We start from the raw sequence: 13,339 nt of genomic DNA on the forward strand, positions 1-13,339 counted from the left end.
GTGATGGCTTCATGCGAATTTTTAGTTAAACTATTTCTTTTGTGCACTTCGTTGGAAAGCTTTAACAATCTCAACAATCGGAATAATCGCAAAGGATGCACCGATAACGATTCCCCATTGATAAAGATCAAGATGTGCCACTCGGAAAATATCATTCAAACCTGGTACAACAATGATCACCATCATCAATACAAAGGATAACAAGATCGCCCAATTAAAGCTCTTATTGCGGAACGGTCCGACTTTGAATAATGATTGATGAACTGACTTCACATTAAAGGCATGGAACAGCTGCATCAAGCCTAATGTTGCAAAAGCCATCGTTAATGCGTCAGAGTGGATTTCCGTATAAGTTGTGTGTACGGGCCACTGGATCGCTGACCAGTATACAAAGAGCACTGTACCTGCTTCTAAGATCCCTTGATAGATGATACTTGATAAGACACCACCTGAGAACAGGTTGGAGCTACGTCCACGCGGTTTATGCTGCATTAAATCCTTTTCAGCTGGTTCCATTCCTAACGCAATCGCTGGGAACGTATCGGTTACCAAATTGATCCACAACAGATGAATCGGTAATAAGGTATCCCAACCAAGTAAAGTAGCGATAAATAAGGTCAACACTTCACCCAAGTTAGCAGCTAACAAATATTGAACTGCTTTTTGGATATTTGAAAAGACTTTACGTCCTTCTTCAACTGCCACAACGATCGTTGCAAAGTTATCATCAGCAAGAACCATATCAGAGGCCCCTTTAGAAACTTCTGTACCCGTGATCCCCATACCGATACCAATATCCGCTTGTTTCAATGCTGGCGCATCATTCACGCCATCACCAGTCATGGCAACCACTTTTCCTTCTTTTTGCCATGCCTTCACGATTCGAACTTTATGTTCCGGAGAAACCCGCGCATAGACAGAATAGTGTTCCACTTTTTGGGCAAATTCTTCATCTGACATTTCATTTAATTGAGCACCAGTTAAAACAGAAGCATCGTCACCTTTTTCGATAATTCCAAGACGAGCAGCGATGGCTTCGGCTGTGTCCTTATGGTCCCCAGTAATCATGATTGGTCGAACCCCTGCTTCTTTTGCAATCCGCACAGCTTCAGCTGCTTCAGCACGTTCTGGGTCGATCATTCCGACTAAACCGGCAAAGATCAAATCGTTCTCAACTACTTCAGATTCTAGTTCAACTGGAACAACATCAACATATTTATATGCCATTCCTAGAACACGTAGCGCTTGTTGGGCCATATCTTTATTATTAGCTAAAATATCTTGTTTTTCTTTATCAGTCATTGGTACAACTTGACCATTTAATAAGATTTGTGATGTCCGACCAAGCAGCACATCTGGCGCACCTTTAACAGCCACTAAAATCTTGCCGTCTTTTTCTCGGTGTAACGTACTCATTAATTTACGGTCTGAGTCGAATGGCAATTCGCCTACACGTGGTTCTTCTGCCACTTTTTCACGAACATCAAAGGCATTGTTTAAACCAAACTGAACTAAAGCCGTTTCTGTTGGATCGCCGATCAGGCTGCCTTCTTGCGTAAACTTCGTATCGTTTGCGTAGTTCATGACCTTCATCGCCATACTGTCTACAGGCACTTCACCATTGGCATCATATTGATGATTATCTACATATAATTTTTCAACCGTCATTTGATTCAATGTTAATGTCCCTGTTTTATCAGAAGCAATAATATCCGTTGAACCTAATGTTTCAACAGCTGGCAGTTTACGGATTACAGAGTTTCGTTTAGCCATTACTTGTGTACCTAAAGCTAAGATAATTGTGACAATCGCTGGCAAACCTTCTGGAATCGCCGCAACCGCCAATGAGATCGAAGTTAATAGCATATCGACCCAAGAAGTATTATTGAAGAAAATCCCAACGAAAAACATTACAACGGCAATGATAATAATCGCAAAGGTCAAGAATTTACTTAATTGATTCAAATTATTTTTAAGCGGTGTTTCTGTTTCATCTGCTTGGGCCAACATACCTGCGATTTTACCTACTTCAGTATTCATCCCAGTGTTGACAACGACACCTTTACCGCGACCGTATGTCACATTACTATTTGAATAAGCCATATTGACACGATCCCCAATACCGACTTCGCCATCTGCTATGACAATCATTTCTTTTTCGACTGGTACGGATTCCCCTGTCAATGCCGCTTCTTCGATCTTTAGTGAAGCAACTTCCAGCAAGCGTAAATCGGCAGGAACGACATCGCCGGCTTCTAACATCACGATATCCCCGGGAACAAGATCGGTCGATTTTACTGAGCTAATATGCCCATCACGTAAAACATTCGCATTTGGTGTCGACATTTCTCGCAGCGCTTCGATCGCTTCTTCCGCTTTTGATTCTTGAACGATCCCCATGATCGCATTGATAATGACAACGGCTAAGATAATGATCGAATCCACTACCTCATGAGAAACGACCGCAGAAATAATTGCTGCAAACAATAAGACAATGATCATTAAATCTTTGAACTGTTCGATAAAGCGAGCGAGCATACTTTTTTTTTCGCCCTCTTCTAGTTCGTTCAACCCATATTGACTCAGACGTTTTTCTGCTTCAGCAGAAGTAAGTCCTTCTTCCGTTGTTTGAACTTCTGCCAAGACCTGCTCTTTTTCTTCTGTGTAAAAAGGCTTCAGCAGCTGTTGTTTTTTCTCCTCTGACATTATAGTCCTCCTTTGTTTTTCTGAATTAATTCTTTTGAAAATTAATTCGCTTTGAATGTTGTTCCTTTTGGGAATAAAAAAAATAGACTTGTGTATGCGAAAAAACACATACATAAGTCTCACTATTTAAGACAACACCAGAAAATTTCTTTTCTTGCTGGTGGCGTTGCCACAGCTTGCGCTGCTAGTTACTCCCTCATGAATACAAAACGAATTATAGCATGAGAAAAGGCTGGAATACAATCACTACTTTTCAATTAATGAATTGTAAGAGTTTCCAACAGAGACTTTTGTCCAAAAATCTTCAGCAGTTCCTTGTTCCATGCCCATTATAAACTTTTCTCGGATATCTGGATAGTTTTTAGCAAGCTGTGTTACTAGGTTTTTAATCTCTTCCCGCTTTGTTTTTTTATCCACAGGACAAGGATTAAAAATTACAGGCAATTCTTCACGTTTCACAAGACGAATAATCTGTTTTTCTTCTAAATAGACCATCGGCCTTATCAATGTCACCTTTGTTTTAGATAAATAGCTTTTCGGTTCAAAGCTATTCAGGCGTCCGTGAAACAAAAAATTCATCAAATAGGTTTCGAGCGCATCATCCACATGGTGGCCCAAAGCAACTTTTTGACAACCAAGCTCACTCGCGCGATTATACAAAATTCCTCGACGCAGCTTAGCGCATAAAGAGCACGGAGATTTTTCCTCTCGAATATCAAAAACGACTCTTGCAATATTCGTTGGAACAACCTCTAATTGATACCCTAACCCTTCGACAAACTTTTGCATCGGAGTAATGTCACAGTCCTCAAACCCCATATCAAGAGAAATCGGAACGATCTCGAAATCAAAGCCTAAGCGTTTTTGACGACGAATCTGATCTAGTAAATAAAGTAACGTTGTACTGTCTTTCCCGCCGCTCATACCAATTGCCACTTTATCACCCGGCTCGATCATTTGATGATTCAAAATTGCTCGGCGCAACGGATTGTAATAATTCTGATTGTCTTTCTTTTTAAATCCCATGTTAGCTCCTTTAATCCTTGGTTTATTTAAAAAAATTCTCTTTCAAACTATACTGCTTGCCGGTAGTAATGTCATATTGGATCATTTGATACTCTTGATAGAGCTTTTCTTGCTTTTTATTCAACCGAGCTTCTTTAAACCATTGGCCACTTTGATAATACATTCCCTTTTCAAAGGCAGGAAACTCTTTTTGCAAAGCCACTAATAATTGTTGGAAGCCAGTCATTTGAAGTCTTCCTTGTTGGAATAGATCTGCCGCAAAATAAAACGGACTTGTTGTGACTTGTTCCCTATTGAGTTCATGGCGATTGTCATACATCAGAAATTCCGTTTCGTGTAATAAATGTCCTGGATTCTTCTTTTGGATATCCTCTGAATAAATTCCTGGCAAATGATCCCCCCAAAAAACAACCAATGTTCGTTCAGACAAATTATCCAACTCTCTTAGAAAATCATTCAAAGCTTCACTACTATAAGCAATATCTTGGAGATACATCTGAAGAGATAAACTATTGTCCCCTTTAACCATGTATGGAACATCGGTATATTTGTTTTCGTACGGCATATGTGTTTGCATTGTTACCAAATGTAAAAATTGCGGCTTTTTATTCTTATTTAATTGATCAAGTATTTCTTGATAGGCCGCCGCATCAGAAATATAAGGATTATTTTCAAGTTTGTCCGTATGCTGCATGGTTTTTTCATCCAAAAAATGATCAAAACCAAATGTTTCGTAAACATCTTTTCTTTTGTACATTGAGGTGTTATAAGGATGAATCGCAGTCGTTTGATAACCGCGCTCTTTTAGTGTTCCTACTAATGAAGGAAAAGAATTAAACTCAGACATCAGCATCGTATAAGGTGTCGTCATCTGCGCATTGAAAAGCTCCATAGAAAAACCCGTTAAAGCTTCAAATTCAATATTGGCTGTCCCGCCTCCATAGTTTTGCGATAACATTTGACCGCTATACGTTTGATCGGCAATGGCACGGTAAGCCTGTAAAGGATCTCCGCCAAGGATCTCTAGACCATTCAGACGACTCGGATCAGAAAAGCTCTCACTCATGACATAAACAATATTCGGTTTTTCCTCAGAAGTTGTTTTTTTCTCCTTTAGATACTTCTTAGTAATTTTTTCTACGTTAGCCTTAGAGTAATTCTTTGGCTTTTCCATCGCTTCTACTGGCAAATTATATAGAAATCCGCCCATAAATCCTGTGTTGTAATAATTCATTTTTTGACTGTATGGAATCCATAAAGCTGTTTTATTATAGGCTTTGCGTAATAAATTCCCTTGTTGATTAAATCCACCAATGTAAAGTAACAAACTGCTAGTTAAAACAAAAAGCCCTAAACGAATCCATTGTTGCTTTTTAGCTAACTTCACACTTTTTTTCAAGCTAAAAACAATTAAAAAAATACCCGCTGTTAAAAGTACTAAGAATAACAGAAACAATGGTAGCCCAACCATATCATAGATCATTCCAAATTCAGTAATCATTTTCAAATCATTGGGATAGATCGGTTCCATTCGATAGTTCATTTTTAAATAATTAGCAATTCCTATGCCAATCACCGTTAAAAGATAAACGAGACTTCCGGTCTTTAATGACCCCAAAAAGCTGCTGATCCAACCGTAAAAAATGAGTAATACCAAACAACCTAAAAAGAATTTTTCCGTATGCCAAGAAAAAGCAAATTTAAACATCAAATCAAAAGAAAATTCATTTTGTGTCAATTGAAAGAAAAGATTAGATATAATAATTAGTCCTAACACGCCAAAAATTTTTAAAAGCAGACGCCAAGGAATCTTTCGAAGTTTTTGCATATGTCTCTCCTATCCATGAACTTCAAATTCGTAATAATAACTCCCCTGTTATTAACGAACGAAAATTCCGCTGCTCATTTATAGAATATTTCCCGCATTTATGCGATTACTACTATCACTTAGATAATTGGAATGAGCGAGCATCCTCAATAGTTTAGCGAGAAATCAGACGAAAGTAAAGAAGGTTCCCCTTGAACCTAAAAATAAAAAAGACTAGCGGAGAGAAAACTCCGCTAGTCAGCAAATCACTGATCTATTTCCAAAAATCATCAAAGATTGTGATGGGTAAATGACGTTTATGTTGTGTTTTGTTCCACCAATTTTCGATCGTTGTTTGAGCCTTTTCGTCAATCGTCTTCCCCTCTAAGTAATCATCGATATCATCATACGTTACACCAAGGGCTACCTCATCGGCGATCAATGGTTTTCCATCCTCTAGGTCAGCAGTTGGGACTTTCATGTACAAAGCCTCTTCTGCGCCTAGTTCTTTCAATAACATTTTTCCTTGACGCTTATTCAACCGAAACAGTGGCAAAATATCCGCACCGCCATCTCCAAACTTAGTGAAAAAGCCAGTGATGTTTTCTGCCGCATGATCCGTTCCGATAACAGCACCTTGATTGTCGCCAGCAATTCCATACTGCGTGATCATTCGTTGACGCGCTTTGATGTTTCCTTTGTTAAAGTCACTAATTGTAACCCCCGCTTCTTCCAGCGCAACAACCTCTGCATCAACCGCTCCTTTAATATTCACGCTCAGACTAACATCTGGTTTAATAAAATCTAGCGCTCGCTTAGCATCCGCTTCGTCTGCCTGAGAACCATATGGAAGACGAACGGCAATAAATTTATAGGCAGCGTCGCCTGTTTCTTTTCTCATTTCTTCCATCGTAAGCTGAGCTAATCGACCAGCTAAAGAAGAATCCTGTCCTCCGCTGATTCCTAAAACAAATGTTTTTAAAAAAGGATATTTGGACAAATAAGCTTTTAGAAAGTCGATGCTTTTACGAACTTCCTCTTTTGGATCAATTGTTGGTTTCGTTCCTAGTTCCTGAATAATCTCTTCTTGTAACGTCATGATAGGTATCCACTCCTTTAATCTTCTTGTTCCGTTTTTACCACAGATTTACGTACCTGGTCCATAATTTTGTTTTTGTGGTTCCAACACTCTGTAGAAAGATCGACCGGATATTTTTGTGGATTTAGGTCGCGTTTGTATTCTTCCCATAATGAATCCAAGCTGTCTTTGGCAGTCTGCTTGACTTCTTCTAAATCAGGTAGTTCATAAATAAGCTTGCCGTCTACAAAAATATCTCTCAAGACCGGACGAGCCTCAAAGTTTTTCACCGTTTTATTGATATACGGATAAACGGGGTGGAACATATAGAGCTCTTTTTCTTCCCGTGGGTTTTCATCCCATAGCGTTACGTAATCACCCTCTGATTTCCCATCAGATTTACGCGTAATTCGCCAAACTTGTTTTTTACCAGGAGTGGTTACTTTCTCGGCGTTGCTTGAAAGTTTAATGGTATCCACCATTTCTCCTTGCTCATTTTCGATGGACACCAATTTGAAAACAGCCCCAAGAGCTGGTTGATCATAGGCCGTAATTAATTTTGTCCCGACACCCCAGACATCGATCTTCGCATGCTGCATCTTCAAGTTTAGAATTGTGCTTTCGTCTAAATCGTTGGATGCGTAAATCTTCGCATCAGGAAAACCTGCCTCATCCAATTGCTGACGCACTCGTTTTGAGATATAAGCCATATCACCGCTATCAATTCGTACGCCTAAGAAATTGATTTTATCACCCATTTCACGGGCAACTCTGATCGCACTCGGCACTCCCGATTTGATCGTATCGTACGTATCGACTAAAAAGACGCAGTCGCGGTGCGTTTGAGCGTAGGCTTTAAAGCCTTCATAGTCATTCCCATAGGATTGAATCAATGAATGAGCATGCGTTCCGCTATCAGGTATCCCAAAAATTTTCCCTGCTCTAACGTTACTTGTGGCATCCGCACCTCCGATATAGGCCGCGCGTGTTCCCCAAAGTGCTGCATCCAACTCTTGAGCCCGACGTGTGCCAAATTCCAACAACGGGTCATCGCCGATCACAGATTTGATTCGTGCCGCTTTTGTTGCGATCAATGTTTGGAAGTTTACAATGTTTAAAAGTGCTGTTTCAACTAATTGACAGTGAAGTAACGGTCCTTCTACTTGAATAATCGGTTCATTGCTAAATACCAATTCCCCCTCCACTGCAGAACGAACCGTACAAGCAAATTTGAAATCTCGTAAATAATCGATAAACGCTGCCGGATAGTGTTCTACCTCAGACAAATATGCCAAATCGCTTTCGCTAAAAGTCAGTTCTTCCAAATAATTTACAAGTCGTTCAAGACCCGCAAAGATGACATAGCCATTATCAAACGGCATACTACGGAAATAACACTCAAATACGGCATGAAGATCCGCTCGACCTGTCTCCCAATAAGTTTTCATCATATTGATCTGATAAAGGTCCGTATGAAGTGTCAAACTGTCATCTTCGTACAACTTTTTCATAGTCATGCTCCTCATTTGTTTTTAGTAATTTGAACTATTTCACTTATTATAGCATAAGAAATCAGCGGGAGTAGTGTTAGCTCTTCTATACCAAAGAAATCTATTCATTAGAGTACTTACCCGAGTGTTCCTATTTTCTTCACTGTTAATCATGGAAGCTTACTCGTATAAATGCTGGTAAAAGAAAAAAGGCCTTAAGCCTTTTTCTCGTTCATTGCTATTCTTTAGGAATCTTGTATTCCACTGCGATAATATCTTTATAGGTCTCTTTTGGACGTAAGCCGGCTTCCATAATTTGCTTTTTATAACCGACATCCACAGTAACGTCCTCGCGATCAACTTTTAACAGCCGATGAATAATTGTGTCTACTTCTTGATGGCTGATTTTGCGCTGACGATTCAATAATAACAAATCAATCGTATCAAAACGATCCGCATAAATAATTTTCGTCCGATCATAAGCGTACAATTTAAGCAGTTTTACAGCTGGACGTTTATCAAAAAAGTATTTTGTTAGATTAGGATATAGTGTTTCTAAGTTAACATTACTATTTAAAGGGGTCTCAATTAATTTCATTCAACATTCTCCCATCTATATCTTTTTAGTCTATGCGACTGATTTATTTTCTTTATTATGATCATTTTAACACACGCAGCAAATGTTTTTTAATGAATAAAAAAATTTTTATGAAAAAGAAAAAAATCTTGATAACTCCACCAAATGGCAACTTCAATTAGTAAAAGGATTGCAGCCTTCGTTGTTTTTTTGACCGTATAGAAATGAAAAACTTCTATATGTTACACCGCTCTCTAGTCAAAAAAAGTCACCGGAAAACTTCCCGATGACTTTTCAATTAACGCTCTGATTACATCATGCCGCCCATCATTGATGGATCCATTGCTGGGGCAGCAGCTGCGCCGCCTTCAACAGGTTTGTCAGCAACAACTGCTTCAGTTGTTAATAACAACGCAGATACTGATGCAGCATTTTGTAAAGCTGAACGAGTCACTTTCGTTGGGTCAACAATTCCAGCTTCGATCATATTGACATACTCACCAGAAGCTGCGTTAAAACCAGTTCCACGATCCGCATTTTTCAATTTATCGATAACAACTGAACCTTCAAAACCGGCATTTTCAGCAATTTGACGAACAGGTTCTTCTAAAGCACGAACCACGATTTTCACACCTGTTGCCACATCGCCTTCAGCGTCTAATTCAGAAACTCGCTTGATGACATTGACTAATGCAGTCCCACCACCGGAAACGATTCCTTCTTCAACAGCTGCACGTGTTGAGTTCAACGCATCTTCAATACGTAATTTTAATTCTTTTAATTCTGTTTCTGTAGCCGCACCAACTTTAACGACTGCTACACCGCCAGCAAGTTTCGCTAAACGTTCTTGTAATTTTTCACGGTCAAAATCAGACGTTGTTTCGCCAATTTGACGTTTAATCATTTCAACACGATCAGTCAATGCAGCCTTGTCGCCAGCGCCTTCAACAATCGTAGTATTGTCTTTATCTACCACAACTTTACCAGCAGTACCCAAGTTTTCGATTGTTGCTTCTTTAAGATCTAAACCAAGGTCCTCTGTAATGACAGTTGCGCCAGTTAAAATTGCGATATCTTCAAGCATAGCTTTACGACGATCACCAAATCCAGGAGCCTTAACTGCTACAACATTAAATGTTCCGCGAATTTTATTCAATACCAATGTTGGTAATGCTTCGCCGTCCACATCGTCAGCGATGATCAATAATGAACGAGATTGTTGCAATACTTGTTCTAACAATGGCAAGATATCTTGAATATTTGAGATTTTCTTATCTGTAATCAAGATATATGGATTTTCAAGCGCTGCTTCCATCTTGTCATTGTCTGTTACCATGTATTGAGATAGATAGCCGCGATCAAATTGCATTCCTTCAACCACGTCTAATTCAGTATCAATCCCTTTAGATTCTTCAATTGTGATAACACCGTCGTTACCAACTTTTTCCATGGCTTCGGCAATTAATTTACCTACTTCATCACTGCCAGAAGAAACAGCCGCTACTTGTGCAATAGCATCTTTTGAATCTACTTCTTCAGAGATACTGTGTAGTTCTTCAACCGCTGTTTTCGTAGCCAATTCGATTCCGCGACGGATACCCATTGGGTTTGCACCAGCAGTAACGTTTTTCAAGCCTTCACGAACGATTGCTTGTGTAAGAACGGTCGCTGTCGTTGTACCGTCGCCAGCGATATCATTTGTTTTTGAAGCAACTTCTGAAACCAATTTTGCTCCCATGTTTTCGAAATGATCGTCTAATTCGATATCTTTTGCGATCGTTACACCGTCATTTGTGATCAAAGGAGAGCCATAAGATTTCTCTAAAACAACATTACGTCCTTTTGGTCCCAATGTAACTTTAACTGTATCTGCTAATTTGTCTACACCACGTAGCATTGCTGCGCGAGCGTCTTCAGAAAATTTAATATCTTTTGCCATGATTCTTTCACCTCATTATTTTTTTATTCTACGATTGCCATAATATCTTTTGCAGCGATGATCAAATATTCACTGCCTTCATATTTCACTTCTGTACCTGCGTATTTTTCAAACATTACCATATCACCAACAGCTACTGGCATTGGACTTTTTTGACCGTTTTCCAACACATTGCCTTCACCTACAGCTACAACCTTAGCTGTTTGAGGTTTTTCTTTGGCCGCTGAAGCTAAGACTAGGCCTCCAACTGTTTTTTCTTCTTCTTGAGTAACTTCAAGAATGACACGATCACCTAATGGTTTTAACACAATAAATCCCTCCAACTAGTAATGATTTTCTAAGTCGTTAGCACTCTTAGTTATCGAGTGCTAACTCACAATTCTTATAATACCATTTTTGTTTTTTTTTGCAAGTCCTTCGTTTGATTTTTTCTACGCTAAATTTTTTAAAATGTATGATATACTTGAGAACAATAAACGTTTAGGAAGGAAAACTAATGACCGAAAAAAAATATAGCTTTATTACGATCTTCACGTATGGATTAGTGCTCTTTTCACCTGTCGTTTTTCAAAGCTTTTTAAAGGCGGGGCCTTCACTAATTATTCAATTAACCACACTGACCTATTTTTTAGGTGCTATCCTAATGATTTTTTATCGTGTTAAGTCACGATCATTTCAATTAGAGGGGCAACAAAAAAATCTTCTGATTACTATTTTAATAGGAATCATTGGGATTCCAGCATCCTTAATTCTACAAATGCTTATTTTGCAAATCGAGCAACGTTTGCTTGGACAATCAGTCGCTTCACAAAATACGCAAAACATTGTTCAATTGATCATGAATAATATGATTTTCATTTTGGCGACTACGATTGCCGGTCCAATTATGGAAGAATTTGTTTTTCGTCGTGCAATCTTCGGGGCATTAGAGAAAAGATTCGGCTTTTTCTTACCAGCACTTTTAAGCTCCGCTCTTTTTGCTTTTGCACACAATGACGGCCATTACTTGTTGTACGCAGGTTTAGGTTTCTTATTCTGCGGCATGTATCGCTATAGCGGACGCATTTGGGCATCAATGATTACCCATGTAGGTATGAATTTATTAGTTATCCTGACACAATTAGCGTTGCAGTCATAACAGTTGCGAAACGAATCTTTTGCTATTTTATAAAAACCTCCTTAGACTAAAGATAGATTTAGTCTAAGGAGGTTTTTATATGAAGGTAGCAATTATCGGAGCAACTGGTCATGCTGGCTCATTTATATTAAAAGAGGCTTTGGATCGTCACTTGGCAGTTACTGCAATCGTACGTCATCCAGAGAGACTAGAGGTTAAGGTCCCAATTTTAGTAAAGGATCTATTTGAGCTTACTACAAAAGATTTAGAATTTTTTGACGTTGTAATCGATGCATTTCGGCCACCGGTTGGAAAAGAAGAACTGCACCAAACATCTTTAAAACATCTAAGCACTATTTTGCAAGGAACGGAGACTCGTCTAATTGTCGTCGGCGGAACCTCTTCTTTGTTTATCGATGAGAATCACCGAATGATCGATGTTTCTGATCCAAATGCGATCTATTATCCAACTGCCTATAATATGTACCAAGCATTTTTAGACCTAAAGTCTATTCAACAATTAAACTGGACCTACTTAAGTCCTGCTGCAAATTTTATTCCCGATGGTCCTCGAACAGGCCACTATCAAGTTAGTGATGATCACTTACAAAAAAATGCTGCTGGTAAAAGTGAAATCAGTATGGCAGATTACGCCATCGCTATGATTGATGAAGTCATTGAACCAAGACATTTAAATCAGCATTTTAGTGTCTATAGTTAGAAAAAAAGACAAGCCTGCAAAAGCAAGCTTGTCTTTTTAAATAGCAAATAGTTCTGTTGCACTGTCTGGATCAGTATCAAAAATTTGGAACTGATGGTTCACACCAAGATCATAACGTGTCAAGGTTTCTTCCATCGTCATGTGTGCCAGTTCCTTCATGTTATTCTCTTTACTTAAGTGTCCTAAATAAATCCGTTTTGTACGGTCACCTAAGATATCGGTCATTACTAATGCACCATCATCATTGGACAAGTGTCCACGATCACCAAGAATTCGCTGCTTCAAGCTCCATGGATAAGCGCCCATCCGCAACATTTCTAAATCATGATTACTTTCAACTAAATAAGCATCGGCATCACGAATCGTTCCTCTCACGTGTTCACTAGCATAGCCAGTATCCGTCAACATTACAAAAGAATGTCCATCTTTATAGAAACGATAGAACTGCGGAGCTGCCGCATCATGAGAAACTCCAAAACTTTCGATATCTAAATCACCAAAAGTCAATACCTTCCCCATTTCAAAAATATGCTTTTGTTCTACGTCAACTTTTCCAATCAATGGAGCCATCGCTTCCCAAGTCTTTTCGTTGGCATAGACAGGTAATTTATATTTTCTCGCTAACACTCCCACGCCATGGATATGGTCACGGTGCTCGTGAGTGACTAAAATCGCATCTAGATCCTCAGGTTTTCGATCGACCTCTGCCAATAGCGAAGTGATTTTTTTCCCGCTCAATCCAGCATCAACCAAAATTCTTTTTTGCGGGCTTTCTAAGTACAAAGAATTTCCTGTACTGCCGCTGGCTAAAATGCTGATATTGAAGGCATTATTCATTTCTAACATGAGCAATTGGTCCTCTCTTTTAAAACTGTTCT

General features: G+C 39.0%; 11 protein-coding genes. 2 read left to right on the forward strand and 9 right to left on the reverse strand.

Annotated features, from left to right (window positions below; translation table 11 throughout):
* Nucleotides 1-30 precede the first annotated feature (30 nt).
* From IGI44_RS11985 to groES, 8 genes are all read right to left on the reverse strand, one after another.
* On the reverse strand, nucleotides 31-2,706 hold the full coding sequence (locus IGI44_RS11985; protein ID WP_438787940.1) for a cation-translocating P-type ATPase: 2,676 nt from the start codon (nucleotides 2,704-2,706) through the stop codon (nucleotides 31-33).
* A gap of 246 nt (nucleotides 2,707-2,952) precedes the next feature.
* Nucleotides 2,953-3,732, reverse strand: a complete 780-nt coding sequence (locus IGI44_RS11990) for a tRNA 2-thiocytidine biosynthesis TtcA family protein (protein WP_438787941.1) — start codon at nucleotides 3,730-3,732, stop codon at nucleotides 2,953-2,955.
* 22 nt (nucleotides 3,733-3,754) lie between these two features.
* A complete protein-coding gene (locus tag IGI44_RS11995; RefSeq protein WP_438787942.1) occupies nucleotides 3,755-5,560 on the reverse strand; it encodes an LTA synthase family protein in 1,806 nt (601 codons plus the stop codon).
* A 253-nt stretch (nucleotides 5,561-5,813) separates the two neighbouring features.
* Entirely contained in the window at nucleotides 5,814-6,638 is an 825-nt protein-coding gene (nadE, locus tag IGI44_RS12000; RefSeq protein WP_438787943.1) for an ammonia-dependent NAD(+) synthetase, read from the reverse strand.
* Between the two features lie 17 nt (nucleotides 6,639-6,655).
* Nucleotides 6,656-8,128: a nicotinate phosphoribosyltransferase gene (locus tag IGI44_RS12005; protein WP_438787944.1), complete on the reverse strand. Its 1,473-nt coding sequence runs from the start codon at nucleotides 8,126-8,128 to the stop codon at nucleotides 6,656-6,658.
* A 217-nt stretch (nucleotides 8,129-8,345) separates the two neighbouring features.
* Nucleotides 8,346-8,705, reverse strand: coding sequence for a DUF1827 family protein (locus IGI44_RS12010; RefSeq protein ID WP_438787945.1), 360 nt, complete (start codon nucleotides 8,703-8,705; stop codon nucleotides 8,346-8,348).
* Between the two features lie 289 nt (nucleotides 8,706-8,994).
* Nucleotides 8,995-10,623: a chaperonin GroEL gene (groL, locus tag IGI44_RS12015; protein ID WP_216410151.1), complete on the reverse strand. Its 1,629-nt coding sequence runs from the start codon at nucleotides 10,621-10,623 to the stop codon at nucleotides 8,995-8,997.
* 23 nt (nucleotides 10,624-10,646) lie between these two features.
* Nucleotides 10,647-10,931, reverse strand: coding sequence for a co-chaperone GroES (gene groES, locus IGI44_RS12020; protein WP_010745764.1), 285 nt, complete (start codon nucleotides 10,929-10,931; stop codon nucleotides 10,647-10,649).
* A 188-nt stretch (nucleotides 10,932-11,119) separates the two neighbouring features.
* Here groES and IGI44_RS12025 point away from each other — a divergent pair, with 188 nt between their 5' ends.
* Nucleotides 11,120-11,761: a lysostaphin resistance A-like protein gene (locus IGI44_RS12025; protein WP_438787946.1), complete on the forward strand. Its 642-nt coding sequence runs from the start codon at nucleotides 11,120-11,122 to the stop codon at nucleotides 11,759-11,761.
* Between the two features lie 79 nt (nucleotides 11,762-11,840).
* Entirely contained in the window at nucleotides 11,841-12,461 is a 621-nt protein-coding gene (locus tag IGI44_RS12030) for an NAD(P)-dependent oxidoreductase (protein WP_438787947.1), read from the forward strand.
* A gap of 36 nt (nucleotides 12,462-12,497) precedes the next feature.
* On the opposite strand, the gene IGI44_RS12035 is transcribed toward IGI44_RS12030, so the two are convergent.
* Nucleotides 12,498-13,307: an MBL fold metallo-hydrolase gene (locus IGI44_RS12035; RefSeq protein WP_207108894.1), complete on the reverse strand. Its 810-nt coding sequence runs from the start codon at nucleotides 13,305-13,307 to the stop codon at nucleotides 12,498-12,500.
* Between the last annotated feature and the right edge of the window lie 32 nt (nucleotides 13,308-13,339).

This window comes from Enterococcus sp. DIV0756, assembly GCF_051710745.1.
GTDB lineage: Bacteria > Bacillota > Bacilli > Lactobacillales > Enterococcaceae > Enterococcus_A.